23 protein-coding genes are annotated in these 25,623 nt (G+C 43.9%); 4 read left to right on the forward strand and 19 right to left on the reverse strand.

Going from position 1 to position 25,623, the window contains the following annotated elements; all coding sequences use genetic code 11:
- Window positions 1-108: 108 nt before the first annotated feature.
- The 13 genes from thrB to P2A85_RS08285 all read right to left on the reverse strand — a co-directional run bounded on the left by thrB (window position 109) and on the right by P2A85_RS08285 (window position 16,768).
- Window positions 109-1,191, reverse strand: a complete 1,083-nt coding sequence (thrB, locus tag P2A85_RS08225; RefSeq protein WP_377478583.1) for a homoserine kinase — start codon at window positions 1,189-1,191, stop codon at window positions 109-111.
- Window positions 1,192-1,216: 25 nt separating this feature from the next.
- Window positions 1,217-1,561, reverse strand: coding sequence for a hypothetical protein (locus P2A85_RS08230; RefSeq protein WP_377478585.1), 345 nt, complete (start codon window positions 1,559-1,561; stop codon window positions 1,217-1,219).
- An 8-nt stretch (window positions 1,562-1,569) separates the two neighbouring features.
- Window positions 1,570-2,049 carry a hypothetical protein gene (locus tag P2A85_RS08235; protein WP_377478587.1) on the reverse strand — a complete coding sequence of 160 codons (480 nt, stop codon included), beginning with the start codon at window positions 2,047-2,049 and terminating at the stop codon, window positions 1,570-1,572.
- A gap of 19 nt (window positions 2,050-2,068) precedes the next feature.
- On the reverse strand, window positions 2,069-3,355 hold the full coding sequence (locus P2A85_RS08240) for a hypothetical protein (protein ID WP_377478589.1): 1,287 nt from the start codon (window positions 3,353-3,355) through the stop codon (window positions 2,069-2,071).
- A 583-nt stretch (window positions 3,356-3,938) separates the two neighbouring features.
- Window positions 3,939-5,486, reverse strand: coding sequence for a leucine-rich repeat domain-containing protein (locus tag P2A85_RS08245; protein WP_377478591.1), 1,548 nt, complete (start codon window positions 5,484-5,486; stop codon window positions 3,939-3,941).
- A complete protein-coding gene (locus P2A85_RS08250; protein WP_377478593.1) occupies window positions 5,446-6,750 on the reverse strand; it encodes a peptidoglycan-binding domain-containing protein in 1,305 nt (434 codons plus the stop codon). The genes P2A85_RS08245 and P2A85_RS08250 overlap by 41 nt, the downstream gene beginning before the upstream one ends.
- A gap of 456 nt (window positions 6,751-7,206) precedes the next feature.
- On the reverse strand, window positions 7,207-7,617 hold the full coding sequence (locus P2A85_RS08255) for a hypothetical protein (RefSeq protein ID WP_377478595.1): 411 nt from the start codon (window positions 7,615-7,617) through the stop codon (window positions 7,207-7,209).
- Between the two features lie 12 nt (window positions 7,618-7,629).
- Window positions 7,630-8,946, reverse strand: a complete 1,317-nt coding sequence (locus P2A85_RS08260) for a hypothetical protein (RefSeq protein ID WP_377478597.1) — start codon at window positions 8,944-8,946, stop codon at window positions 7,630-7,632.
- Between the two features lie 182 nt (window positions 8,947-9,128).
- The gene (locus P2A85_RS08265) at window positions 9,129-9,401 is read right to left on the reverse strand and encodes a hypothetical protein (RefSeq protein ID WP_377478599.1); all 273 of its coding nucleotides are present in this window, start codon (window positions 9,399-9,401) and stop codon (window positions 9,129-9,131) included.
- Window positions 9,376-10,140, reverse strand: a complete 765-nt coding sequence (locus P2A85_RS08270) for a hypothetical protein (protein WP_377478601.1) — start codon at window positions 10,138-10,140, stop codon at window positions 9,376-9,378. The genes P2A85_RS08265 and P2A85_RS08270 overlap by 26 nt, the downstream gene beginning before the upstream one ends.
- Window positions 10,113-11,453 carry a hypothetical protein gene (locus P2A85_RS08275; RefSeq protein WP_377478602.1) on the reverse strand — a complete coding sequence of 447 codons (1,341 nt, stop codon included), beginning with the start codon at window positions 11,451-11,453 and terminating at the stop codon, window positions 10,113-10,115. Before P2A85_RS08275 ends, P2A85_RS08270 begins: the two co-directional genes overlap by 28 nt.
- Before the next feature lie 572 nt (window positions 11,454-12,025).
- Window positions 12,026-12,847: a hypothetical protein gene (locus P2A85_RS08280; RefSeq protein ID WP_377478604.1), complete on the reverse strand. Its 822-nt coding sequence runs from the start codon at window positions 12,845-12,847 to the stop codon at window positions 12,026-12,028.
- A gap of 63 nt (window positions 12,848-12,910) precedes the next feature.
- Window positions 12,911-16,768 (reverse strand): S8 family serine peptidase, encoded by a 3,858-nt coding sequence (locus tag P2A85_RS08285; RefSeq protein WP_377481373.1) that lies wholly within the window; start codon window positions 16,766-16,768, stop codon window positions 12,911-12,913.
- Between P2A85_RS08285 and P2A85_RS08290 the strand changes: the two genes are divergently transcribed.
- On the forward strand, window positions 16,680-16,976 hold the full coding sequence (locus tag P2A85_RS08290) for a hypothetical protein (protein WP_377478606.1): 297 nt from the start codon (window positions 16,680-16,682) through the stop codon (window positions 16,974-16,976). The genes P2A85_RS08285 and P2A85_RS08290 overlap by 89 nt on opposite strands.
- 21 nt (window positions 16,977-16,997) lie before the next feature.
- On the forward strand, window positions 16,998-18,044 hold the full coding sequence (locus P2A85_RS08295) for a hypothetical protein (protein ID WP_377478608.1): 1,047 nt from the start codon (window positions 16,998-17,000) through the stop codon (window positions 18,042-18,044).
- On the opposite strand, the gene P2A85_RS08300 is transcribed toward P2A85_RS08295, so the two are convergent.
- From P2A85_RS08300 to P2A85_RS08325, 6 genes are all read right to left on the reverse strand, one after another.
- The gene (locus P2A85_RS08300; protein WP_377478610.1) at window positions 17,956-18,900 is read right to left on the reverse strand and encodes a hypothetical protein; all 945 of its coding nucleotides are present in this window, start codon (window positions 18,898-18,900) and stop codon (window positions 17,956-17,958) included. The genes P2A85_RS08295 and P2A85_RS08300 overlap by 89 nt on opposite strands.
- A 673-nt stretch (window positions 18,901-19,573) precedes the next feature.
- A complete protein-coding gene (locus tag P2A85_RS08305; RefSeq protein ID WP_377478612.1) occupies window positions 19,574-20,836 on the reverse strand; it encodes a homoserine kinase in 1,263 nt (420 codons plus the stop codon).
- A gap of 77 nt (window positions 20,837-20,913) precedes the next feature.
- A complete protein-coding gene (locus P2A85_RS08310) occupies window positions 20,914-21,483 on the reverse strand; it encodes a Uma2 family endonuclease (RefSeq protein ID WP_377478614.1) in 570 nt (189 codons plus the stop codon).
- 52 nt (window positions 21,484-21,535) lie between these two features.
- A complete protein-coding gene (locus P2A85_RS08315) occupies window positions 21,536-22,027 on the reverse strand; it encodes a tetratricopeptide repeat protein (protein WP_377478616.1) in 492 nt (163 codons plus the stop codon).
- Between the two features lie 3 nt (window positions 22,028-22,030).
- Window positions 22,031-22,597 carry a Uma2 family endonuclease gene (locus P2A85_RS08320; protein WP_377478618.1) on the reverse strand — a complete coding sequence of 189 codons (567 nt, stop codon included), beginning with the start codon at window positions 22,595-22,597 and terminating at the stop codon, window positions 22,031-22,033.
- 205 nt (window positions 22,598-22,802) lie between these two features.
- Window positions 22,803-24,038, reverse strand: a complete 1,236-nt coding sequence (locus P2A85_RS08325) for a VWA domain-containing protein (protein WP_377478620.1) — start codon at window positions 24,036-24,038, stop codon at window positions 22,803-22,805.
- A gap of 67 nt (window positions 24,039-24,105) precedes the next feature.
- Between P2A85_RS08325 and P2A85_RS08330 the strand changes: the two genes are divergently transcribed.
- Window positions 24,106-24,795 (forward strand): ATP-dependent Clp protease proteolytic subunit, encoded by a 690-nt coding sequence (locus P2A85_RS08330; protein WP_340520889.1) that lies wholly within the window; start codon window positions 24,106-24,108, stop codon window positions 24,793-24,795.
- Window positions 24,796-24,862: 67 nt separating this feature from the next.
- A complete protein-coding gene (locus tag P2A85_RS08335; RefSeq protein ID WP_340520902.1) occupies window positions 24,863-25,534 on the forward strand; it encodes an ATP-dependent Clp protease proteolytic subunit in 672 nt (223 codons plus the stop codon).
- The last annotated feature ends 89 nt before the right edge of the window (window positions 25,535-25,623 follow it).

The following is a 25,623-nucleotide window of genomic DNA, read 5'->3' on the forward strand; positions in this document are numbered from 1 at the left end:
ATCTTACATAACTGTTTGTGGAATGTCAAGGGGGTAGTCTTAATATTTTTAGATGATGGCGAATTTTTAAGATGCGTTTACCCTCTTGGGTACGCACCTTACGACTAATTAAACGGAGATTTGCGCACCTTGAGTATCAAGAGAAATCGCCCTGACATCAGCCTTAACCCCAAACTCCATCCAAGCAGCCGCCATTTCCCTCACAACCGCAACAGCATTAGTAACATCAGTTAAAGCCAAAAGCGTCGGCCCCGCACCACTAATTACCATTCCACAAGCCCCTGCATTCAACGCAGCTTGTTGCACAGCTTCATATCCCCGAATCAGAGACTGGCGGTAAGGCTGGTGAATTTTGTCTTGGAGGGCGCAGCGCAGCCAATCTCGATCGCCCTCCGCCAAAGCCCGCACCAACAAACCCAGGTGTGCAGCATTGAAAATCGCGTCAGCCCTGCTGTAATCTGCGGGTAAAACCTTCCGCGCTTCGGCTGTGGAAAGTTCAAAATCGGGAATGGCTACCACGGGCACAATATCAGGATGCCAGGGAATGTCGCAGATTTGCCAGGGAACCCCCCCCTGCCCCCCCTTGCTAAGGGGGGGTGTAAGAGGGGATTCTTCTCTGAGCCCCCCCTTACTAAGGGGGGGTTGGGGGGGTAATTCTGGTTGCACTTGGCTAAGGGAAAGTTCATCTCTGAGCCCCCCCTTACTAAGGGGGGGTTGGGGGGGTGCATCGCTAGCAGCGAGGCGACAGCCTCCCAACAAAGCGGGGACAACATTGTCAGGATGTCCTTCAAGTTCGATCGCCAACTGCATCACTTCCACCTGACTCAAAGGCTTTCCGGCTAATAAATTTGCACCGACTAACCCGCCGACAATGGCTGTGGCGGAACTTCCCAAACCTCTAGCCAGGGGCACTTGCATATCTATATGTATGGCGACGGGGGGCGGCGATTGATTGAGGCGATCGTATAATTTGACAAATGCTACATAAGCCAGATTGCTGTCATCTGTCTTGACTTTGGTGGCTTCTGCGCCTGTGACTGTAATTTTTAGTTTCTCGGTTGCGGAGGGTTCGAGAAGAGAGAATTGAAAGGAGTTGTAGAGGCTTAAAGCGGCGCCGATGCAGTCAAAACCGGGGCCTAGGTTGGCGGTTGTGGCGGGTACGGTAACGGTGAAGGTGGAAGTTGCGGACATTTTTTGAATAGTAAATTTTGAGTATTTAACCGCTTGGGAACAGAGATAAATTGTTGATATCGGTTCGATCGCCTATTTTAACTGATTCTTGGAACATCTTCGTAAATTTGTGCGATTCGTTGCTGTTACTTTTGGTCGTGTAAGTATCAGCTTTGTACTCGCTATCCCACTGCTGTTGATTTTCAGAATAGTTTTCACTTTCGTTTTTAGAGCTGGGTTGTCCGGCACTGTTGCTGCTGGAAGAGTTCGACTTGCTGATTGATGTTTGATAATTGTTTTGCACAGTTTCGATCGCCCGAAACAGAAAATCACCTAAAAACGGGCGATCGATTATTTGCAATTTGTGCAGGAGTGCGATCGGGAGATGCAAATTTAAAGTTAATCCGTGTCGTAATCAAGATCCTCCCACTCACCCCATTCATCCTTACACCATCCCAAACTACGCCAATACCCATGACTATCGGATTGTTTTTCAAAAACAAATTCAAGGAGGCTCTCACCTGTTTTTAAGCATAAACGCTTTTTGCTAGTCATGTCGAACAAAAATAGAGTAAGACTAACATGAAAAATATCTTCCCCACTTTCAGTTCCTACCATACCCCCGCCAATAACAGCCGACCATGCTGTATGATACAAAGGAGCATTTTCTTGTTCTTCACTCCAAATCCATCTATTAAATGATGGGGAATGTGAATATTTGATATTTAAGTTGATTTCAGGATCTCGGTGAAAATCCTGTCCCAGAAAAGTTTGAAAGTCATCAAGGATTGCATCAATAATTTCCTGCCAGATTTCTTGGGTATATGCTTCTGCATATTTCCCTGCATTCCAAAGCTTTTGTTCGAGAATTGGATTCATATTTTGACCTCCAAGATACTCATTTACTGATTTCCAAATAATGGGGGCTATTCATCCATTTATTAGGAGAGACAGGCGTTCCTGCTTTGACTCGACCGCCTGGAAATCTACTGATTCCGCTACGACCATATGCAGTTATCACGCGAGTAAAATCATTATTTTGAGTGATAACTACGTTCCCATCCTTATAGAATACAGTAACTTGCCGACCATTATCATTTATCCCGATAAACACACGCTCTGGTTTGTTGATGATATCTGCTTGTAGGTGCTCAGAAAAATCATGCTTACCCGCATGTCCTGCCTGACCAGACGGATTTGGCAATGCACCCTGCATATCTTTGTCAGAAAATTGTGGTCTATTATGAACCCGCAAACCCTGTGATAATGATTCTTCATCAGTTAATGTACGCGCGCCCGGATGAAAAGTACCAGCAGCGTTCCCAGAATTAACCTGAAAAAATTGACTTACTATGGTGAGGATATCTCGCGCACTAGCTGCCGTCATATTACCAGCAGCTACTAGCGCTGCTACCTGTGCGGGCGCTGCCACTAAAGCACTACCACCACTACCTCCAATAGTCAGTCCGATCAACAAAATCCCTAGTATTCCCGCTAGAAAAGTTAATCCATTGGCGATAGCTCTTCCTGCCTGAAAACTCAGATTATTCCGGTAATATGCCTCAATTTCAGCATGGGATTTTGCTCCTGGTGGGTACAAGAGGTCAGCTACATCCTTGAGGATACCGACGCCATTTATCAGAGAGTGGTAAATGAATCCTTTGAGAAAATCTATGACAGCACGTTTTCCCTGTGCCATTACTCTACGAAATTCGCGGAGAAATTTTTGTATTTTGTCCTGATTTGGTGGGTTGCCACCACCAGAACCACCAAACCAATTATCAGGAAAATTATCCTTCCCACTCCCACCTGAAGAAGAATTAGATCCACCACTACCAAAAACATCTTTAAACTGAGGTTCCTTAAGAATAACAGTCGGCAACTTCCAAATATCATCGCTCGGCTTCGGCTGCTTCGTCAAATCCGGCGGCACCTGTTTTTTCGGAGCCTTATTCAACCGCGGCGCTTCCCCAAATTTCGGCACGTCATTCACCTGCGGCCCTGTTTTCTTCGGATCGAATCCTCCCCTTTTTGACTCAGATTCACTGGGCGCATACTTGCCATCTTTCCAACTAGACTTCGACCAACTCTCACTCCAATCATTCCGACCATCATCCCAGACTGTCCCGCTACGAGTCCAACTCCAACTGCTGCCACTACTCGTATAAACATTCCTTTTATTCACCGATTCCGAATCGTAACCGCTGATGGTCTCACTCCAACTGTAACCTCCTTTAAAGTAATTCTTGCTGTAACTAGAAGTCCAGCTAGAACTCTTGTAAACGTCACTAACTACACCTTTACTATCATAACTGCTATCCCTCGACCATTTCTCGTAACTCGAACTGCCATTCTCAGTTTTTCGACCATCTTTATAAGTTGTAACTGTCTGTGAATTACCAGTCCGGGAGGTATCGCTAATGTTAGATGAATTGGAATTGTTTCCTTCTGTGCTGCTGTTACTTTTACTCGCCGTTATTGTCGATTGGTCACTGTTACTTTTGGTGGTATAAGTATCAGCTTTGTACTCGCTCTCCCACTGAGCATTATTTTCGGAGTAATTTTCTTGTTAGTTTTTAGAACTGATTTTGCCCGAACTGTTGCTGCTGGAATAATTTCACTTTCTGACGGAATAAGTATCTCGATTGTGGATGTTAGTTGACGGCCCGTATTTGTAGTTTTGGGTGTCATTGGTCTGAGTTGCCGAGTAATTATTACCTCGATTGTTCTGCCAATAATTAGTGCTGTGTCGATCGCACTTTCACAAATTATTCATAGCGACATCTAAAATCAGGAACCAATGGGCAATTTCTATTAGTCAACGGATTTCCTTCTAGGTAGAGTTCCAAGAGGTTAGTTAAAGGTTTCAACTTACTAATATCAGCAATCCGATTGTTAGCAATGTCGAGCCTCGTTAATTTAGTCAGAGATTTTAACGGACTCACGTCAGAGATTTGATTCTCGCTGAGGTAAAGTTCAGTCAGTTTAGTCAGAGATTTCAGCGGGCTAATATCAGAAATTTTATTGTCAGCAAGGGATAGCACTTTTAAAGTCTTCATGAATTTCAACGAACTCACGTCTTCAATTTGATTATTCATGAGATAAAGAGACGTTAAATTAATGCTATCTAACATACTCAAATCAAAGATTTTATTATTTGTCATATCGACTAGAGTTAAGCTTGTCAAATATCTCAATGGGCTAATGTCATAAATTTGATTATTCATGAGATACAGTGTATTTAAGTTGGTCAATAATTTGAGATGGCTAATATCTGATACTCTATTTCGATTGAGCCACAGTTCATTTAAATTAGTCAAAGATTGTAAAGGAGTAATATCAGACACTTTATTATTGTTCAGGAATAATTCAGTTAGTTTACTTAAATGTTTCAATGGACTAATATCAGATATTTGATTTCTGCTAAGTCCTAAATGAGTTAGTTGATTTAGATGTTTCAATGGACTAATATCAGATATTTGATTTTTGCCAAGTGAGAGGTGTGTTAACTTTGTTAAATCTTTCAAAACATTAATGTTTGAGACTTGATTTTCAACCAGTACCAATGTCTTCAAATTACGCAGCTTTTCTAACTTGTTAATATCTTTAATTGGATTAAGACTTAAATCTAATACCGAAATATTTGTGAGATTTTTGAGAGGGTAAATATCAGATACTTGATTATACCAAATAGATAACTCTGTTAAATTAGTCAGAAATTTTAAAGGAGTAATATCAGAAATCTTGTTCCGATCTAAATGAAGAATAGTTAGATTGGTCAGCGAGCCGAGCGGGCTAATATCAGAAATTTTATTAGCACTGAGACTTAATTTTGTTAAGTTGTTTAAAGATGAAAGCGGGCCGATCTCAGTTATTCCATCACCCTCAATGCTAAATTCAGTACGACTAGAAAGCATTTTATTAGCTTTAACGCAGTCATTTGTACCAACATTCCGCAACATAAATTCGATAGTCTGCGTAGCAGCCTCACTCAAATTAGTCTTATTGACACACCAATCAACAAAGGGACGAGTGGCTATTGTTTGTACTTGTGCTTGTGACTGTGTTTGGGTCTGTTTTTTAAAATATCTAAGTGAATTGCATCCATTCATAACAATAATTAAAGCAACACAAACGATAAATGTAACTTGCCAATAGTATCTACCTAAAAATTTCTGCATCATTTTCATGGGGGAATAAATTTTTATCATTCGTTTGTTTTGCTTTTGAGAGGTAAAGTACCTCTCACTCAAGATATGGTTTTGCAGGTTAATATTAGCGCGGGCGCAATAAATGATTGCCGGGACGCCCAGCATTCAAACCTTGAGGGAAATTTCCCGAAGTCCGATTGCTTTTGTAAACCGTAGTGTTTTGTCCGTAGGAGAGTGGAACATCTTTTAGGTTATGCTCGTGAAGACCATACATTGCCCACTTGCTAATAACTCTTGTTACTTGACCGCCGGAAACTGCTGCCACAATTCCTGAGTGTTGAATCTCCCCTTTGTCATCCCGATAGATTACCACATCACCTACAGATGGATTCCGGGTAACAGAATACCCATTGTCTTTAATGATTGTTTCTACATCACTATTATATTTTATCCATTCTGCCCCCGCTAGGAACGTAAAGCCGTGGCAATTATATTCGGTAGTGGCATCGCCAACTGTCTTTAATTCGCCAGATAGGATAAGTTGCTTGTTTTCCTTAAGGGTTTGTACAAAACTCTGGGCATTACCAGGTGTGCGACCTGAAGATCCAAATCCAGTTGGTATCATCCTGTTAGCATCTGTGACATACTGGCGTGTTTTTGCAGACCTAGCAAGTAGCAACGCATCCAAAGGCTGATTTCTCATACGCAACTCAGTAACGATCGACCAAAGCGTATTGGGATCTACCTTACCATCACGTTTGAGGCGGTGAGCAGATTGCCAGCCAGCTATTTTTTTCACCGTGTCTTCTCCAAACACTCCAGTCTGAGCGGCACCTACTACCCGCTGAATCAACTTAATCGCATCCTTGCTATAACCTTGGGCATTGTTGTAGTCAATAGCAGCTTTAATGTCAATGTCCGAATCTTTGGGATTACCTCCACCAGGCCCGGCGAACCAATTATCTGGAAAATTTGGTGGTTCTGGCGGATTAGTTTCACTAAAAGTACGAGGTGGCAACTTCCAAATATCATCGCTCGGCTTCGGCTGCTTCACCAAATCCGGTGGTACAACTCTTTTCGGAGCCTTATTCAACCGCGGCGCTTCCCCAAATTTGGGCACATCATTCACAGAGGGCCCAGTTTTCTTCGGATCGAATCCTCCCCTTTTTGACTCAGATTCACTGGGCGCATACTTGCCATCTTTCCAACTAGACTTAGACCAACTTTCACTCCAATCATTCCTCCCATCATCCCAGACAGTCCCACTTCTTGTCCAACTCCAACTGCTGCCACTACTCGTATAAACAGCTCTTTTAGTTGCCGATTCCGAATCGTAACCGATCAGGGTTTCCGTCCAACTGTAACCTCCCTTAAAGTAATTCCTGCTGTAACTCGAAGTCCAACTAGAACTCTTGTAAACGTCACTCACTACACCTTTACTATCATAACTGCTGTCCCTCGACCATTTCTCGTAACTCGAACTGCCATTCTCAGTTTTTCGACCATCTTTATAAGTTGTGACTGTCTGTGAATTACCAGTCCGGGAGGTGTCGCTACTGTTAGATGAAGTGGTATTATTGCCCTCGGTGCTGCTGTTGCTTTTAGTGGCAGTTATTGTCGATTGGTCACTGTTACTTTTGGTCGTATAAGTATCAGCTTTATACTCGCTATCCCACTTGTCTTGACTTTCTGAATAATCTTCTTGTTGGTTTTTAGAACTAGGTTTTCCCGCACTGTTGCTGCTGGAAGAGTTCGATTTACTGACTGAATAATTATCACGACTGTGGTTTTTAGTATCAAAGTAACCTGATTGGTCGTTACTTTCAAGTGTGGCGACAGCTAACCATTCTGAAAACTTGCTACTACTATCCTTTACTTGTAGTTCTTAGTATTCTTCAAAATTACAGCCTCTCTCAAGCAGGTAAAACAATTCTTGACTTGATAACATCTGTCTATTGTACCCGTTCATGTTATCAGTAATGCAGGGCCATTGGGCAGCTAACTTAGCCGCTAATTCATAAGCAAAACGCCTACTACCTTCTGCTTTAGATATCTCTAATACAATAAATGTCTTGGGATCACCAAGAAGTTTTTCTATGGTAGCATTTAATTCCCATTCCTCTAATTCATTCCTGTTGCCAAGGGCAATCCAAATATATAATTCTTCCCTTATCAGACATGCAAAAAAAGGCTCTCCTGGTTTTTCAACAATATGTGCACCTGCTGTCCTCAAAAAAGATATTAACTCATCTTTTCTAAGATCGCACCTGGAAACAACTACTAGACCGTTTGACATTGTTAACTCTCCTTATCGCAGATTTGTTACGTAATCCAACAGTCCTTGCTCAGTCCGAAAAACTCGCACTCCAGGGGGAAGCTCGGCTTGTGCTAGCTCTGTGTAATTTGGGGCAAACAAAATTACTGGCTTGTTACTGGGATTTAGAAGTCTATCTGTTTGTAATTTAGCAATTTGACCCGCTTTCTGTCCTGTTTGCATAGTAACCTCTATAATAGCATTGCTGGTTTCTACATCAACATCTCCAACTGGAAGTTTATTGGCTCCTTTTTCTATCCTTCCATAACTGATTAAATCGTGTCTGAGCAGGTTAGCAGTTCTCGCCTCTAATTTAGTACCTGCGTTAGTTGATGCTAAATTATTTTGAATAGCCGCATCAAACCGAGTTGTCCAACGTCCTTGTTCAGCTAGTTTTAGTCTGATGCTTCTAAAGGCTACACCTACCAATTCTTGTCCGGCTAGGCTAACAAAGCGTTCAAAGTGATCGGCAGCTTTATTGAATCCAGCGTGATTTTTGGCATAAAAAGCATTAAAAACATATGAAAATAATTCTTTTACCGCTTCGAGAGCAATTCCTACTCTGCTAAGACCATATATGATGGCAGCAATTTCACCAAGTCCAGTCAAACCTAATACTGCAAAAACACTGAGAGTAGCAAGTAGTTGTGCCCAAAATTCCCATCGCATTATTGCTCTTAGAGCATCTCCCGGAAGCTTCGCAAGTCCTCGCCGTGCTGCCTCAATTAACTTTTTTTCAAAAGACCATCCATTAACTTCATCGGCTGGTAAATTATTAGCAATACCACCAAACAAATTATCAGGTAAATTATCTTTTGCACTCCCACCTGAAGGGGAACCAGAGCCACTACTACCAAAAACATCTTTAAACTGAGGTTCCTTAAGAATAACAGTCGGCAACTTCCAAATATCATCACTAGGCTTCGGCAACTTCACCAAATCCGGTGGCACCTGTTTTTTCGGAGCCTTAGTCAACCGTGGCGCTTCCCCAAATGAGGGTACATCATTCACCTGCGCCCCTGTTTTCTTCGGATCGAATCCTCCCTTTTTTGACTCAGATTCACCAGGCAAATACTTGCCATCTTTCCAACTAGACTTAGACCAACTTTCACTCCAATCATTTCTCCCATCATCCCATACTGTCCCGCTTCTCGTCCAACTCCAACTACTGCCACTACTCGTATAAACATTCCTTTTATTCACCGATTCCGAATCGTAACCACTTATCGTCTCAGTCCAACTGTAACCTCCCTTAAAGTAATTCTTGCTGTAACTCTCACTCCAGCGAGAATACTTGGAAATATCACTCACTACCCCCTTACTATCGTAACTGCTTTCCTGCGACCATTTCTCGTAACTCGAACTGCCGTCCTCAGTTTTTCGACCATCTTTGTAAGTTGTGATTGTCTGTGAATTCCGAGTGGTTGAGGTATCGCTACTACTAGACGAATTAGAATTGTTTCCTTCTGTGCTGCTGTTACTTTTACTTGCAGTTATTGTCGATTCGTTGCTGGTACTTTTGGTCGTGTAAGTATCTGCTTTGTACTCGCTATCCCACTGCTCTTGATTTTCAGAATAGCTTTCACTTTGGTTTTTAGAGCTGGGTTTAGCGGCACTGTTGCTGCTGGAAGAGTTCGATTTGTTGATTGATATTCGATAATTTTATTGTAGAGTTTCGATCGACCGAAATAGAAAATTAGCTCAAAACGGGCGATCGACTCAAAGGAATTTGTACTCCAATCACCAAGGCATAACCCATTGGTCATTGAGTAAAGCATAGGTTGATAGAGTCAGATCGAGCGGATCAGAAATAGTCGGAAATACTTCCAGAATCCGTTCAAACCAGATCCGGGAATCGAAATTAGTTCCTCTCGATAACTCAATCAGCAGAGCGGTAACGTAGGGACCAGTGGAAATTATTGAATCCGCATAGTGAGCAAATACAGATTCTTCAATTTGTACGTGTTGTGTTCGTAATGTTTTGATCAGAGACATTCCAGAACCAATAGCATTTTCTATGTCATTTTGCGTCAGCACTTTGTTGATAAGAGGACGACTACCTAACAAACGAATGTACTCGGAGTCATACATAATTTTTAAACGTTCGTTTTTTAATTGTTCCTCCCAACACCACGGTTCTGCTTCGGGATCTATTTCCACAACTGTGAAACATCTGCGGCCTGTTTTAAGAGCTATATCCAAGAATCCAGCATCCAAATATGGGTCGCCTGTTCGTGGTTCCATTTCCCACTGATTGAACAAATTACGCAAAAGATCAGGTCGAGAAACAGAAAGAGCCAGAACCCTATCTTCAACAAAGGTTGAGGAGCAAGCTATATAACTCCCAGTGTCCATCCGCAACTCATTAACATCCAGACCTCGCAGTGTCTGACAAATACTTTGATCCAGACCAGCAGCAGTTGCTAACAGTTCCCAACGAATATCGATACGTTGCGAACAAGCTTGCTTTAGTTGCTCTAGTAAGAAACTTTTACTTCTATCCATATATGACCTCTAGCATTTTCACTTGTACTCCAACTGGTAGGTGTACCACCCATTTCTCTGACAGCATTTTTCAGAGTGTTACCCAAGAGCGTATCTTGAGGAGCAATGCCCTTTTCAATAGCTTCTAGGGTGGGAGTGTTAGTTATATTCGTGAATCTGACCGTTGAGGGTCTATTTATTCTGTTAGTTCGTAAGGCATCTGCAATCATCCTACCACCAGAACCACTGGGGAGATCGCGTCTAAATATTTCTGACACCTCAATAACGCCTGGATTAACTTCTTTGAAAGTTACAACCGCAGGGCGTGAGTCGTTAGGTGTTGTGCGCCACTGTACCATAGTATCCCCATCATACGTTTGACTGCTACTTGCAGGTGGTTCATAGGATCTACCTCCTCCATTGCTACCTGATGAACTCTGAAAAACTACCCCCAGATTTTCAGCTATGTCGGCTAATATATTTTTTAATCCACGAGAAGCTGTAGCAGAGCCATGTAGCGCTAGAGCGGTTCCTGCTACTATGGCAGGAGCACCTGCAATGCAGCCAAATCCTGTTACACATAAACTACCACCGCCACCAGCAGCGCCGATACCCCCGATGATCTCTAAAATTCCAGTAACAATTGCTGCCCCATCTCCAAAGGCTCGCCCTGCCTTAAAAGTCCAAGTTTGAGGAAGCCCACGCTCCACATCTTGTTCTAGTCCGTTCCATCCAGGGATTAAAACCTGCAATAACCATCTGGCTGGTTCCCCATTATTACGCAACCATTGATATACTGCGCCAGCAACAAACTCTCCAAGAGGTCTAAAAAACCTTAACAATTTTTGAATAACTTCTGTTAGTGCAGAGCGTTTGTTTGGAGGTAACTTGCCACCAGAACCACCACCCCCAGAACCACCAGACGGATTATTAGCTAAATTATCATTCCCACTTCCACCCGAAGTAGAATCAGAGCCACTACCAAAAACCTCTTTAAACTGAGGCTCCTTAATAATCACAGTCGGCAACTTCCAAATATCATCACTCGGCTTCGGCTGCTTCGTCAAATCCGGTGGTGGCACTTGTTTTTTCGGAGCCTTATTCAACCGTGGCGCCTCCCCAAATTTGGGCACATCATTCACCTGCGGTGTTGTTTTCTTAGGGTCAAATCCTCCCCTCTTCGACTCAGATTCACTCGGCGCATACTTGCCATCTTTCCAACTAGACTTAGACCAACTCTCACTCCAATCATTTCTCCCATCATCCCAGACTGTCCCGCTACGAGTCCAACTCCAACTGCTGCCACTACTCGTATAAACATTCCTTTTATTCACCGATTCCGAATCGTAACCGCTGATGGTCTCAGTCCAACTGTAACCTCCCTTAAAGTAATTCTTGCTGTAACTAGAAGTCCAACTAGAATACTTGTAAACATCACTAACTACACCTTTACTATCGTAACTGCTGTCCCTCGACCATTTTTCGTAACTCGAACTGCCGTCCTCAGTTTTTCGACCATCTTTGTAAGTTGTGATTGTCTGTGAATTCCGAGTGGTTGAGGTATCGCTACTACTAGACGAATTAGAATTGTTTCCTTCTGTGCTGCTGTTACTTTTACTTGCAGTTATTGTCGATTCGTTGCTGGTACTTTTGGTCGTGTAAGTATCTGCTTTGTACTCGCTATCCCACTGCTCTTGATTTTCAGAATAGCTTTCACTTTGGTTTTTAGAGCTGGGTTTAGCGGCACTGTTGCTGCTGGAAGAGTTCGATTTGTTGATTGATATTCGATAATTTTATTGTAGAGTTTCGATCGCCCAAAACAGAAAAATTATCTAAAAACGGGCGATCGACTCAAAGGAAATTGTACCCGGTGTGCGATCGCCCTGAAAGGTCAAACTATCGACAATCATTCGATAGCACAAATCATATCGAGGTCAAATATTGATGGCAACATTGGGTCTGGCTGTTCAATTTGCAGATATTTCTCTCCACAAATTTTTTCTATTGCGCTCAAGGGTTTACCGCGAGCTTTGGCATACACCTCTACCCATGCCATCACTTCTTTTCTTTCGGTCTCATCGATCGTTCGAGCAATTTTTTGTAAAGCTTTAAGCGTTAATGTTTGATTAATTACATCAGATATGAGTAATACCTCAAAACACTCATCACTCCTTTCATCGGGATTAAGACATTCTGGTGGTGGCGGTGCAACATTCCTCAAATTATTTCTGATTTCATCCCTTAGCTCATAACTCGCTGAATTCTTAATTTCTGGGATCATTGAAGCTAATATTACAGGAAGTAGGATTGGTTTACGCCCTGCTCTTGGCTGCCAATAAATACCTGTCAGAAAAGACTTCCATGAAAACATTGCCCAGCGGAATTCACGACAAAAAAAGTGCAGCAAAACCCATTGTTCTAACTCCATAGCTACTTCTACTCCTGACTGAGCTGCAAGTTCTAACAGTGCCTTTTTAACAATCTGTTGTACGATTTTTCCGTGCCAACCATTATTTATTCCTATTTCCCAATATCTGACTTTTGGTCGCATTTCATAGTCGATCGTAGCCTGAGTATAGATCGACTGCCAGACTTGGGGTTGCTCCACTATAGAGTTTGGCAACCCCATCAAAAACAGAAACTGGCTTGCCCACGGAAGGGTGGGTAGAGATAATGCTTGAAGCCATGTACGACCATCACAGTCTCTCCAAGGATATACAAGTTCCATACAGTTTATTATGTGACTTTAGATTTGTAATTCTCGCAGTTGTTGATTGAGAAAATGGGTCTGTCAATGCCTAGGTATCTGAACAGGAAGTGACAAAACCGCTGCAATTCCTACCAAAATGGCAATCACAAGGCTTGATGTTCCTTCGGCTACTATTAAAAGGCCATTTTTGAGCTTTGCACCCAGTGCAAAAGCCTGTTGTAGCAACTGATTCGGCTGACTGGGAGGAAGTGGTTGTGCTGGGGGTTCTTTCTGGGCATATTCCTTAGCTGTATTCAATAAATCTTCAGCTCCTAGTACCATTAGATCGTCCTCGTCACAACCAGACTTCTCGAATTCGTCGAGCAATTGATTTAACCTATCTCGCACTTTTCTGTATCTCGCCTGATGTCCTGCCCATGACCCTTTACCATCAGCCATATTACGATTTTCAGCTTGAGGATACCCTCCTTGAGCAGCCATGTGAGCTTGGTAAAGACGATTAGTATTATTATCATTCAGCATATCTTGTTCACGTTTTCTCAATGATTTTTCCAATTGTCCTTGTTCATTAATGAAACCTTGATATAGCACTTCATCGATTCTTTTTAGGATATCGTAGCACTTTTGCAAACCTTTGTCATGAAAAGGGGGAGGGGGCAGCGGAGGAGGATTAGAACCACCTTTTGGCTTAGGAGGATTAATAGCTAAATCATCCTTCCCACTTCCACCCAAGAAAACATCTTTAAACAGAGGCTCCTTGATAATAAAAGTCGGTATTATCCAAATATCATCGCTCGGCTTCGGCAACTTCACCAAATCCGGTAGCACCACTCGTTTCGGAGCCTTAGTCAACCGCGGCGCTTCCCCAACTTTTGGCACATCATTCACCTGCGGCCCTGTTTTCTTCGGATCGAATCCTCCCCTTTTTGACTCAGATTCACTGGGCGCATACTTGCCATCTTTCCAACTAGACTTCGACCAACTTTCACTCCAATCATTCCGACCATCATCCCACACAGTCCCGCTTCTAGTCCAACTCCAACTGCTGCCACTACTTGTATAAACATTCCTTTTATTCACCGATTCCGAGTCGTAACCGCTGATGGTCTCACTCCAACTGTAACCTCCTTTAAAGTAATTCCTGCTGTAACTCGAAGTCCAACTAGAACTCTTGTTAATGTCACTAACGACACCTTTACTATCGTAACTGCTGTCCCTCGACCATTTCTCGTAACTCGAACTGCCATTCTCAGTTTTTCGACCATCTTTGTAAGTTGTGACTGTGTGTGAATTACCAGTTCTGGAGGTGTCGCTACTGTTAGATGAAGTGGTATTATTGCCATCGGTGCTGCTGTTGCTTTTAGTGGTGGTTATTGTCGATTGGTCACTGTTATTTTTGGTTGTATAAGTATCGGCTTTATACTCGCTATCCCACTTGTCTTGACTCTCTGAATAATCTTCTTGTTGGTTTTTAGAACTCGGTTTTCCGGCACTGTTACTACTGGAAGAGTTAGACTTACTGACTGAATAATTATCACGACTGTGATTTCTAGTATCCGGCCCGTTTTTGTAACTTTCTGTGCTGTTACCACTCGTTACTGAGTAACCATTATTTCGATTGTTATTCCAAGAGTTAGTGCCGTTGGTACTGTTAGTTTCCTGAGACTGATTCTGGGTATATGTATCTGTATTGCTCTTATTTTTTGATTTGCCGTCATCGTAACTGGTGTTAGCATTACTGTTCCCTTCCGAATAAGTATCGCGGGTACTACTGCCGACGGTTTTGCCGTTAGTTGTAGTATTGTCCCAGGTGGAATTGATAACAGAACGGTTGTCGCTGCTGTTGTTAGTCTTGGAGAAGTCGCTGCTACTGTTGCTGTAAGAATTGGATTGATTGACTTCGGCATTGTCTCCGCTGTAAGTGCTGCTAGAATTGTTGCCGTTGCTGTTGGAATTTCTGTTGACTTTCCCTTGATTTTGGGTTGAACTGTTACTGACAGAATTGTAATTTTTGTCGGTATAGCTACTGTTTGTGGTTGATTTTCCACCGGAATCTTCTTGGCTGCTGGAGTTACTTGCTGCATAGTTACCGTCGTATTTACCGTCGGATTGAGATTTGTTGTTTCGGTAACTTTCGGCAGATGTCTTTATAGTTTGTGAAGGACTGGTATAGTTTCTAGATGAGCGCCATTTCTGATTGGATGAGCTTTGGTTGTTGCCAGTGCCTTCGTATTTGAGTCGGTTGCGGTTTTCCTGGGATTTATTTTTGTTTTCTATTGAGTATAGGGAAAAGTTTTTGTCTGTGTAGTCCCTGGCTGTTGTGGTTGTATCTGTTGTCTGTTCGTTAAAAGAGTTGCTATTACTGTTGGTACGGCTGCGACTTTTATCCCAGTTGGAGTCTGTGTGTGAGTAGTTGCTATTTGTTTGAGTGTTTGTGCTCTTTGTACCGTTTGAGTTGCTATTAGTGGTGGTTGTGTTTCGGGGTAATTCTGTGGTGTAGGAGTTAGTCCCTTGGTTGTAGTCTCCGGTTGAGGTGCTGGTAGTTTTTGGTGTGATTACTGTGGCGTTGGTTGCGGTCGGTCTTTCTGATGGTTTGGCTGTGGTATTGTTGGGGGTGTTACTGATATTTGCATTAGCACCGATCAGGGATTTTGTCAAGTATTTGGTGGCTGCCAATACTGGAATTGTGGGGATTGTTTCTGTGGCGGTAGCAATTGCCAATTCGCGATTTAAGATTCCGTATCCTGTCCTTTCGTCCCATTCGGGTACGTCGATGTCGGTGGCTGTTTTTAGGAGGATGTTTTTGATTTGTTGGCGGTTCAGGGATGGGTTTGCTGCCCACATTTGGGAGATGATGTTTGTGACTAGGGCTGCTGCTATTGATGTGCCTTGTTTTGTTTCGATTGTTGAAACTTCTTCTGTTTTTGGAATGCTGATTGGTGCTAAGATGTCTAGGCCTTCTCCGTAGCTGGAATAGGGGCTGCGGTTGTTGTTTTCGGCTGCGCCAACTGTGATGATGTTGTCGAATTCTGTGGAGGCTTGTCCGAGGGCGGAGACTAGGCTTCCTTGGTTGCCAGCCGCTGCTACAATCAGAATGTTGTTCTCTTTGGCGTATTTAAGTGCTGATTTTTCTTCGGGTGTGAGTTGGTAGCGTGTGGTTTCGCTACCGTCGGGGTTGATTTGGGTGAGGTCGAAGCTGAGGTTGACGACAGCGTTGGGTTGTTTTGAGGCTTTGGCGGTGTCTACAAATTCTATCAGGGATTGATGCCAGTTGCCGCTACCAGTTGCTCGTCCCAACCAAATAGGAGGAGATTTTTTGGTGTCGCTTTGATTGTTGGAGTTACTGATAATTTCTAAAATTGTGTTTCCGTGTTGGTTTCCTTGGTTTGGTTGGAGTAGGGGATTGTTGTCGTTGTCGATTACGTCTTTTCCGAGGATAATTTGGCTGTAGTCGATGTTGGGATTGTTGGCGACAAAGCCGGTGTCGATGATTCCGATTAATGGTTGGTTTTTTTGGGAGAGATGGGGAGTTATTTCTGGTTGGGTTTTTGTGCTGGTGATTGTGTATTCGTTGATGTTTGTTTGGGATTCGGTTTCGGAGTCGGTGATGTTATGAAGTGAGTTGTTTGGCTGGTTTTCGTCTGATGGTATTGCGGGAGTAATTGTGATTTTTTCCGAGTCGAAGTCGGGGTTTAGATATTCGTCGATGGTTGTTGGGGGCTGATTGTCGCTGTCGGCGATGATATTTTCTGATTGTTGTGAGTAATGGTTTTCAGTGACGGCGATTTCAGGAATAATAGTTTGGGTGTCGGTAACTATGTATTCTGATGCGGATGGTTGATAATTTTGGATGGATTCTGTTTCGGAAATGAGAGGAAATTGTTGGGCTAATATGCTGTTGAGAGTTTCCCACAGTGTGGAAATTTCATCGGGAGAAATTAGCGGGAAATTTTCAGCAGTTTCGCTGGCTATTTCGGGGGTATCGATAAGTGTTGGGGAGGTATTTGCAATTTCCCCGGTGAGAATGTCTGTGGATTCTACTGGGATTGCTGCTATTTCTGGTTTGTCTGGTTGGATAAAGACGAGTTTTTCGATTTTGTCACCTGTGATTTCGTCGATTGAGTTGACAACTGTAATGGCTGGTTGAGTGTTTTCTGAGAAAGTTGGGATGATATTTTCGGAAACTTTCGAGTTTTTGGTTTCTGTCGCTGGGGAATTTTCCAGTTTTGGATCGACAGGATTTCTCGCAGAATTGGGAATTTCGGAAACAGTCGAGTTTTTGGCTTCAACTACGGGAGATTTTTCCAGTTTTGGATCGACAGGAATTGTCGCAGAATTGGGAATTTCGGAAACAGTCGAGTTTTTGGTTTCTGTCGCTGAGGAATTTCCCGTTTTTGTTTCAACAGGTTTTGTTGCGGAATTAGGGCTTTCAAAAACTGTCGAGTTTTTGGTTTCTGTCGCTGAGGAATTTCCCGTTTTTGTTTCAGCAGGTTTTGTCGCAGAATTGGGAATTTCGGAAACTGTTGAGTTTTTGGTTTCTGTCGCTGGAGAGTTTTCGGGTTTTGTCGCGGAATTAGGGCTTTCAGAAACTGTCGAGTTTTTGGTTTCTGTCGCTGAGGAATTTCCCGTTTTTGTTTCAGCAGGTTTTGTCGCAGAATTGGGAATTTCGGAAACTGTTGAGTTTTTGGTTTCTGTCGCTGGAGAGTTTTCGGGTTTTGTCGCGGAATTAGGGCTTTCGGAAACTGTCGAGTTTTTGGTTTCTGTCGCTGGAGATTTTTCGGTTTTTGTCTCAGCAGGTTTTGTCGCAGAATTGGGAATTTCGGAAACTGTTGAGTTTTTGGTTTCTGTCGCTGAGGAATTTCCTGTTTTTGTTTCAGCAGGAATTGTCGCAGAATTGGGAATTTCGGAAACAGTCGAGTTTTTGGTTTCTGTCGCTGGGGAATTTTCGGTTTTTGGATCAGCAGGAGTTATCGCAGAATTGCGAATTTCGGAAATTGTAGGATTTTTGGCTTCAACTACGGGAGATTTTTCCAGTTTTGGATCGACAGGAATTGTCGCAGAATTGGGAATTTCGGAAACAGTCGAGTTTTTGGTTTCTGTCGCTGGGGAATTTTCCAGTTTTTGTTTCAGCAGAATTTGTCGCAGAATTGGGAATTTCGGAAACAGTCGAGTTTTTGGCTTCTGTCGCTGGGGAATTTTCGGTTTTTTGGCTTGACAGGAGTTGTTGCAGAATTGGGAATTTCGGAAACAGTCGGGTTTTTAGTTTCTGTCGCTGGGGAGTTTTCGGTTTTTGGCTCGTCCTTGGGAATTTCGGAAATTGTGGGATTTTTGGCTTCTACTGCGGGAGATTTTTCGGTTTTTGTCTCAACTGGATTTGTCGCGCAAGTGCAAATCTCTGAAACAGTCGAGTTTTTGGTTTCTGTTGCTGGGGAATTTTCGGATTTTGGATGCGTCGGATTTGGCTCTGAATTGGGAATTTCTGAATTTGTCGAGTTTTTGGTTTCTGTCGCTGGAGATTTTTCGGGTGTTGGATCAACAAGAGTTGTTGTAGAAATAGTATCTGGTTTTTTTTCTGCTAGTTTTGTCTCGGTTTTGGGCGTAGCTTCAGTTATTAATTCTTTTTCCTGGTCCGATGTACGCAAACGAGAGCGGCGCTCTAAGTTAGTTTTATCTGTGTTGTCTGCTTGGAAAAGTCCCGACTCGAAAGGGATGTTACTGTCAGTTGCTTGCTGGGCTTTATCGCCTGTTATGATGTCTGTTTTGTCGGTTAATGCTTGCGGTTTTTCGGCGATGGTGTTGATTGTTGGTGTTGTATTTTTGTTGAGGATGAAGCTGTCTATGTCTGCTTGTTGGGCAACTATTTCTGGGCTTTTATCGAGTATTGAGTTGGTTTGGGCTGAGAGTTCAATACTGGATGTGGATGATGTTTGGTTAGTTGTTAGGAGATTTGTCTGGGCGGAGGGGGAAGAATTATTGCTGCTAGTTTTTGCTAGTTGCAAGTCTTCTGTGGTGTCTGGAATGATGGAAGTATTGACAGTTATTTTGGAGGTAGATGCTTCGATTTGTAACATGATTTAAGTCCTTTTTGATAATAAAAGTGACCAAAAGATGCTGAAGTTGAGAAGGTTAATTTGGAAAAATTTGCAAGCAAAGCGAGTCGATGCCATGCTAGAGTTTTCGGTTTTGGGTTGTGGATGCAATGTGCGATATCCACAGGTGAAAACCTGCCAGTATGGCTGACGAAAATTTGATTTGAGGGAAATTGATTAGTTTTTGTTATCTCTGTTATTAGCAGATGATATCTATCAGAATATCAATAACTTTTATCCAGTGCAAGTGCTTTTGAGCATCTTGAAGTAAACTTCATCGAAGCTTTAACTTACTTCCGTATGCTGAAATATCAGAGTGCGAATTTTGGTGCGAGTGAGAGTTTTAGAGTGGCACCGCCCAACTAATTTGCCTGTTTTATGTATAAAAAGTAACGTATAATGTGCGCTCATTTACGTAAAAGCCGATCGCAATACTCAAACTCGATCGCTCGGCGTAGAAAATCAAACTGATATTTAAGCGGGATTTTCGATCGCATCAGATATTCGATCGCACAATAGATTTTTTATCAAGCTAATTTAACAGGAGTTACGCACCCCACAAAAGAAACCGGGTTTTTTACCGAATCTGCGCGCTTTAACGAGTATTTTCGTAAAAACCCGGTTTCTAGGCCCCCCATGCGTAAATCCTACTTAATTAAGTCGAGATTTGCGCGCCTTGAGTATCAAGCCCGATCGCCCTTACATCAGCCTTCACCCCAAAATCCCCCCAAGCAGCCGCCATTTCCCTCACAACCGCAACAGCATTAGTAACATCCGTTAAAGCCAAAAGCGTCGGCCCGGCACCGCTAATTACCATCCCACAAGCCCCAGCATTCAGTGCAGCTTGTTGCACCGCTTCATATCCCCGAATCAGAGACTGGCGGTAAGGCTGGTGAATTTTGTCATTGAGGGCGCAACGCAGCCAATCTCGATCGCCCGCAGCCAAAGCCCGCACCAGCAAACCGAGGTGTGCGGCATTGAAAATCGCGTCAGCCCTACTGTAATCTGCGGGTAAAACCTTCCGCGCTTCGGCTGTGGAAAGTTCAAAATCGGGAATGGCTACCACGGGCACAATATCAGGATGCCAGGGAATGTCGCAGATTTGCCAGGGAACCCCCCCCTGCCCCCCCTTAGCAAGGGGGGGTGTAAGAGGGGATGCTTCTGTCAGGTTCCCCTTGGTAAAGGGGGGTGTAAGAGGGGATGCTTCTGTCAGTTTCCCCTTGCTAAGGGGGGGTGTAAGAGGGGATTCATCTCTGAGCCCCCCCTTACTAAGGGGGGGTGTAAGAGGGGATTCATCTCTGAGCCCCCCCTTACTAAGGGGGGGTGTAAGAGGGGATTCTTCTCTGAGCCCCCCCTTACTAAGGGGGGGTTGGGGGGGTAATTCTGGTTCCACTTGGCTAACGGAAAGTTCGTCTCTTAGCCCCCCCTTACTAAGGGGGGGTTGGGGGGGTGCATCGCTAGCAGCGAGGCGACAGCCTCCCAACAAAGCGGGGACAACATTGTCAGGATGTCCTTCAAGTTCGATCGCCAACTGCATCACTTCCACCTGACTCAAAGGCTTTCCGGCTAATAAATTTGCACCGACTAACCCGCCGACAATGGCTGTGGCGGAACTTCCCAAACCTCTAGCCAGGGGAACTTGCATATCTATATGTATGGCGACGGGCGGCGGCGATCGATCGATGCGACCGTACAAGGTGACAAATGCTACATAGGCGAGATTGCTTTCATCTGTATTGACTTTGGCGGCTTCTGCACCTGTAACGGTGATTTTTAGTTTCTCGGTTGCGGAGGGTTCGAGAAGAGAGAATTGGAAGGAGTTGTAGAGGCTTAAAGCGGCACCGATGCAGTCGAATCCGGGGCCTAGGTTGGCGGTTGTGGCGGGTACGGTGACGGTGAAGGTGGAAGTTGCGGACATTTTTTGAATAGTAAATTTTGAGTATTTAACCGCTTGGGAACAGAGATAAATTGTTGATATCGGTTCGATCGCCTATTTTAACTGATTCCTAGAACATCTTCGTAAATTTGTGCGATCGGGCATTGAAATTCTACGCTAGCCAAGCGAACTTCTTCGCCATCCGCGTAAGGATAGAGTTCCCAGCGCCCTTCTGCATTGCGCCGATAACATTCTACACCGATTCTTTCTTGATTAATCACTACGTATTCTTGTAAAGTTTCTAAGGTGCGGTAGTCGGCAAATTTATTTCCGCGATCGAATGCTGCTGTGGTTGGAGAGAGAACTTCTACGATTAAGCGCGGGTGGCGTTTGAAATAGTCAAGACTTCTATCTCTTTCGTCGCAAGTTACCATGATGTCGGGATAGTAAAATACGTCCGCTTGCTCAATTCTGGCTTTTATGTTTCCTGCGTAAATGCGACAGCCTCTGCCTCTAACGTGAGTTGTGAGCAAGTTGACTAGGTTGATGCAAATTGTTTCATGGGCATCACTTGCTCCTGCCATTGCATAAATTTCGCCTTGTCTGTATTCGTGTTTGATGGGGCTATTTTTTTCGCCTTCTAAATAGTCTTCTGGGGAGGTGTAGTTGTGGCTGATGTTGGCAATCATAGTTGGTATTTGTTAAACACTAAGGAAATTATACCATGTTGGCAAAAGCTATTTATTGTTCCAGCAGTTGAAGATGCTTGATGGCATCTTGATAATCGTTAGTTTTGCCTGATTTTTGATAGAATTGGGCTGCTGTATGATAATCGGCGATCGCGCCGTTGATATCTTCTAAGAATTCGCGGACTCTGGCGCGATTGTAGTAGGCATCGCCGTAGTTGGGGTCGATTTGAATAGCGCGATCGAAATCTGCCTTTGCTGCTGGGTAATCTTTGAGATCGCGGGCTCGAATTATACCGCGTTTGTTATGGGCTGCTGCGTAGTCGGGATTGAGGCGGATGGCTTCGGTGTAATCGGCGATCGCACCTTGAATATCTCCTGCTTCTGACTTGGCTAAACCGCTGTTAAATAAATCTTCTGCCTGATTTTTAACATTATTTATTTGAACTATTAATACTTCTGATTTAGCAGAGACAGCAGGAGATATATGACCAAAAATAGTAAAGATTGCTAGAGTCGCAATTAAGTTGTAAAATGGTGTTTTCATAATTTAGGTAAAAATTAGAGCTAAAGAACAACTAAATCCTGGCAATAAAGGCGATGTAAGTTCATCATTGTTTAAGAGCGTAGCAATGAGCCTTAAACTTGCTTGTTCGCGGCGATAAACTTCTATTTGTCGCAACCGCCAATTCACAATCCAGTATTCCTGTACTCCCCGCACTGAATAGAGTCGGAGTTTCAAATCTCTATCCCGTCTTTCATTATCTGCACCTGGGGACAATACTTCAACAACTAACTCAGGTGAGCCGGTTAGATGTCCGGCTTCGTCTAGTAAAATAGCCAAGCGTTCATTGCTCGCCCAAACTAGATCGGGAATTACGTTATCGGCATCTGTGAAAATAAGGCCCGGATTGATTCCTGCTTGTCCTAAATTAGTCTCTCGCGACCAAGTATTAAGTTCTTGGTAGAGGTTGCCTATAGCCTGTTGATGTCCCCAATGCGGTGCTCTAGTCATAAATAGCTCCCCATCAATAATTTCATAGCGATCGCCATTATCAGGCAATAGTTCTAAATCGGCGGTAGTAAAGCGTAGTTTATCAGATATTGTCTGGCTCATACAAACACTCTTGATAGGTGATACAAAAATTATAGACGATCGAGCATAAGAAAGCATCCACAAATTTCAACCTGTGAGTGCAAAAGAAGGAAAAAACAAAACCCGCCCAGGCGGGTTTCTATATTCTTAGTCCGCGAAGGCGGACTTTGTTTGTGTAGTCGCGATTTCCAATCGCCGGATTTCCTGAGAATTACAAACCATGAGATTACTTCAGAACAGTCTTAGAAGCAATCCGAGTTTTCTTGCGATCGCCCTCACTCAACTCCTCACCGGATTGCAAACGAGTAGCAGAGGTTTGTAGGACAGTGGCGGCACTTTTATCGCCCATTTGCAGAGCCGTTTTAGCCGCGGTTTGAAGCATCGTGGCTGCGCCAGCCCGATCGCCTTGCTGCAATCTAGTTTCAGCAAGTTGAGTTTGGCGGTACTTAGCCAAAGCTAAAATGTGTTGCTGTACAATGGGATTGATTGCCGGCTGATAAACTGGCAGGACATTAGTCGAAATCACCACCGATTCAGAGAGCAAACCTGCACCGACTGTGGGATCGTCGTAGCGAATTTGCAATTGCCCGATCGCCTGTTTACCCTCTGGTAACTGTCCAATATAAATATTAGCCAAAACTACTCGTTCTACATCCTTCATTAAATCTCCCAAACGGACCATAAAGCGATCGCCCTCTTGCTGCACCGGTAATTCGATCGTATCTGGGGCAACTTGGGCGATGGGTTTAAGTTCGGCTAACCGTACCTTTGGCATTAAAGAAAATAGCAAATAAGCATTAGTCAGCCCCACCGATTGGACGCGGGTAAACAGCTTGCCAAACTCTTCAACAGCATCTTCAGGACGCTGAATATGAGCCAAAGCACCGCCACCGGCATCCGCAATTTTTTCCAAAATATCCTGATTCCAGTTATCCCCAAATCCCAAAGAATTCAAAGTCATGTTATACTCTGCGGCCAGCTTTGCCAACTTCAAACAGCGGTTGTTGTCGCCGTGTTCATTTTCCCCATCAGTCAACAGAAATGCCTGAGAGATAGTTTCTTTTTTGCCTTTGCCCAACTCTTCAATACCTAGCTTAATGCCCTCATCAATTGCCGTCCCACCAGCGGGACGCAATTTCTCAATTTGCCGTTTAATACTAGCGGGGTCTTCCACAATTTGGTTAGGGACAAGGACTTTAGCTTTGTGGTCAAAAGCAACCGCACAAAAGCGATCCCCAGGCTTCAATCTGTCGAGGAGGCGTCCGGCGGCCTGTTTGACGGTTTCCAAAGGACGTCCGTTCATGGAACCGCTGTGGTCGAGAATCAGGCACAGATTTAAGGGTACGTTGGAGTCGAAGTCCGAGGTGGTCGCAGACACCGAAATGGCTAGCTGGCGCTGGCTTGAGGGCGCATCCGCGTCCAGGTTGGTGTCGTTTAAAGCAGGGAGCAAACTAACTTTCATGCGGGATACCTAAAGATTGCGTTACTATTTCTTTAAGAATAACTCCATCAGTTCAGGCGACATTTCGATGAAAACACCCTTTAAAGCAATGCAATCGCAATACTACGGCGATGCCTCCTACCGGACGCCCCCCCCTGATTTACAATCGCTGTTGCTGAAGGAGCGGATTATCTACCTGGGCTTACCCTTGGTATCGTCCGACGATTTCAAACGTCAAATGGGGGTAGATGTCACTAAACTGATTATTGCTCAGTTACTCTACTTACAATTCAATGATTCGGAAAAACCGATCTTTTTTTACATCAACTCGACAGGAACTTCCTGGTACACAGGGGATGCCATTGGGCAAGAAACGGAAGCTTTCGCTATCTGTGACACGATGAACTACGTGAAACCTCCTGTTCATACCATCTGCCTTGGTCAAGCGATGGGAACTGCGGCGATGATTTTGTCTGCGGGAGCTAAAGGCTCGCGGGCTAGTTTGCCCCATGCTACCATCGTCTTGAATCAACCGCGGACGGGGATGGGACGATCGCAGGCAACAGACATCCAGATTCGGGCCAAGGAAGTCCTGGCAAACAAAGCAACGGCAATGGGTATCCTGTCGAAGAATACGGGTCAGCCCGTGGAAAAAATTGCCAAAGATACCGATCGAATGTGCTACATGACCCCGGAACAAGCCAAAGAATACGGACTGATCGATCGGGTGCTAGAAAGCACCAAGGATTTGCCAGTACCATTGCCGGCGCTAGTTTAACCCTTTCCTGCTAGGGGAAGGATTTTTGAGTCTGATTATTTTTTTAGAAGCTTGGATGGTGGTAGCTATGCCTGTTGATGAAATCCTGCGCGTTCCTTACAACATTCCTGGCAGCTCCAACTGGCAGTGGATCAATATATACACTCGCTTGAGCCAGGAACGGATCATTTTTGTGAACCAGACGATAACTACAGGTCTGGCAAATACTGTGATTTCAGCAATGCTTTACCTGGACTCGATCGAGTCGAAGAAGCCCATATATCTATACATCAACTCCTACGGCGACCCAATCGCGGGGGGAACAGTAAATCAAATGGCTGGGATGATGTCGGTGGCGGCAGGTTTGGCGATTTACGATACGATGCAGCATATCAAGTCGGAAATCCAAACAATTTGTTTGGGTCAAGCCATCGGTCTGTCGGCCCTGTTACTGTCCTCCGGGAGCAAAGGGAAGCGAGCTAGTCTCCCCCATGCGACAATCGCCATGGAGTATCCCCAAGGGGGGACCCAGGGTCAGGCAACAGATATCACAATCAATGCCACAGAAGTCCTGGCAAAAAAAGATTTAATTCTGGAAATTTTTGCGAAAAATACAGGACAATCTGTGGAAAAACTGGCGAAAGATATGAATCGCACGTTTTACCTGACTCCGCAAGCAGCTAAAGATTACGGGCTGATCGATCGGGTGTTGGAAAGCACCAAAGAAATATCTCAACCAACTGCCACAGTTTTTAGCTAAAGGAGTTGCCATTGAGGAGAAAATCGGTGGGATTAACTCCTGAATGGGAACTGCTAGCTGCTAACTGTTCATTACTGAAAATTTCACCT

It is taken from the genome of Microcoleus anatoxicus, from assembly GCF_042465725.1.
In the GTDB taxonomy this organism is placed as follows: domain Bacteria; phylum Cyanobacteriota; class Cyanobacteriia; order Cyanobacteriales; family Microcoleaceae; genus Microcoleus; species Microcoleus anatoxicus.

Excerpts from the sequence above, each read along its gene's own strand:
- thrB (WP_377478583.1), bottom strand. The coding sequence starts at position 1,191 with ATGTCCGCAACTTCCACCTTCACCGTTACCGTACCCGCCACAACCGCC.
- P2A85_RS08235 (WP_377478587.1), bottom strand. The coding sequence starts at position 2,049 with ATGAATCCAATTCTCGAACAAAAGCTTTGGAATGCAGGGAAATATGCA.
- P2A85_RS08245 (WP_377478591.1), bottom strand. The coding sequence starts at position 5,486 with ATGCTGGGCGTCCCGGCAATCATTTATTGCGCCCGCGCTAATATTAAC.
- P2A85_RS08255 (WP_377478595.1), bottom strand. The coding sequence starts at position 7,617 with ATGTCAAACGGTCTAGTAGTTGTTTCCAGGTGCGATCTTAGAAAAGAT.
- P2A85_RS08265 (WP_377478599.1), bottom strand. The coding sequence starts at position 9,401 with ATGACCAATGGGTTATGCCTTGGTGATTGGAGTACAAATTCCTTTGAG.
- P2A85_RS08270 (WP_377478601.1), bottom strand. The coding sequence starts at position 10,140 with ATGGATAGAAGTAAAAGTTTCTTACTAGAGCAACTAAAGCAAGCTTGT.
- P2A85_RS08280 (WP_377478604.1), bottom strand. The coding sequence starts at position 12,847 with ATGGAACTTGTATATCCTTGGAGAGACTGTGATGGTCGTACATGGCTT.
- P2A85_RS08290 (WP_377478606.1), top strand. The coding sequence starts at position 16,680 with ATGGATTCTGTTTCGGAAATGAGAGGAAATTGTTGGGCTAATATGCTG.
- P2A85_RS08295 (WP_377478608.1), top strand. The coding sequence starts at position 16,998 with ATGATATTTTCGGAAACTTTCGAGTTTTTGGTTTCTGTCGCTGGGGAA.
- P2A85_RS08300 (WP_377478610.1), bottom strand. The coding sequence starts at position 18,900 with ATGTTACAAATCGAAGCATCTACCTCCAAAATAACTGTCAATACTTCC.
- P2A85_RS08305 (WP_377478612.1), bottom strand. The coding sequence starts at position 20,836 with ATGTCCGCAACTTCCACCTTCACCGTCACCGTACCCGCCACAACCGCC.
- P2A85_RS08310 (WP_377478614.1), bottom strand. The coding sequence starts at position 21,483 with ATGATTGCCAACATCAGCCACAACTACACCTCCCCAGAAGACTATTTA.
- P2A85_RS08315 (WP_377478616.1), bottom strand. The coding sequence starts at position 22,027 with ATGAAAACACCATTTTACAACTTAATTGCGACTCTAGCAATCTTTACT.
- P2A85_RS08320 (WP_377478618.1), bottom strand. The coding sequence starts at position 22,597 with ATGAGCCAGACAATATCTGATAAACTACGCTTTACTACCGCCGATTTA.
- P2A85_RS08325 (WP_377478620.1), bottom strand. The coding sequence starts at position 24,038 with ATGAAAGTTAGTTTGCTCCCTGCTTTAAACGACACCAACCTGGACGCG.
- P2A85_RS08330 (WP_340520889.1), top strand. The coding sequence starts at position 24,106 with ATGAAAACACCCTTTAAAGCAATGCAATCGCAATACTACGGCGATGCC.
- P2A85_RS08335 (WP_340520902.1), top strand. The coding sequence starts at position 24,863 with ATGCCTGTTGATGAAATCCTGCGCGTTCCTTACAACATTCCTGGCAGC.